This is a genomic window from Sphingomonas caeni (genome assembly GCF_026013415.1).
GTDB lineage: Bacteria > Pseudomonadota > Alphaproteobacteria > Sphingomonadales > Sphingomonadaceae > Sphingomonas > Sphingomonas caeni.
The window spans coordinates 1-571 of the sequence record NZ_JAPDOK010000024.1 but is presented as its reverse complement, the minus strand read 5'-3'; the positions used below and the strand labels follow the sequence as shown (position 1 = coordinate 571).

Genomic DNA, 571 nt, shown 5'->3' with positions numbered 1-571 from the left:
TGCGACCGGGGCGCCGGTCGGGGGACGCAGCGCCCCGGTTGCGGCCTCAGTGCCCGAGGAAGAGCGGCACCGGGCTTTCGTGCAGCATGCGGCGGGTGACCCCGCCGAGCGTGGCCTCGGCGAAGCGGCTGTGACCGAAACCGCCCATGACGAGATAGGCCGCCTTGTAGGTCTCGACCTGCTCGAGCAGGATCGTGCTGGGGATATCCATCCCGGCGCCGATCCGCCGTACGATCGGCGTGATGCCGTGGCGCGAGAGATAGGCCGCAGCCTCGGTCGCGGGCGCCTTGACCGATCCGTCATCGACCTCGACGATCGTCACCGTGCCCGCATGCCTGAGCAGCGGCACCGCGGCGCGAAGCGCGGCGTCCGCCTGGGCCGAGCCGTCCCATGCCACCATCGCATGGCCATAGGCATCGAAGCCCTTGGCATCCCGGGGCACGGCAAGCACCGCATGGCCGCTCTTGATCACGACCTCGCCGACGATTTCCTCCATGTCGGGATAGGCGTGCTCGATGTCGCGGTTGAGCACGATGACATCGGCGAGCCCCGCCGCGTCGCGGACGGCCGG

General features: G+C 70.2%; 1 protein-coding gene. It reads right to left on the bottom strand.

Translation table 11 applies throughout. The features are described 5' to 3' along the window. Positions 1 to 46: 46 nt before the first annotated feature. On the bottom strand, positions 47 to 571 hold a 525-nt coding region (locus tag OF829_RS20565; RefSeq protein ID WP_264942084.1), incomplete at its 5' end, for a universal stress protein.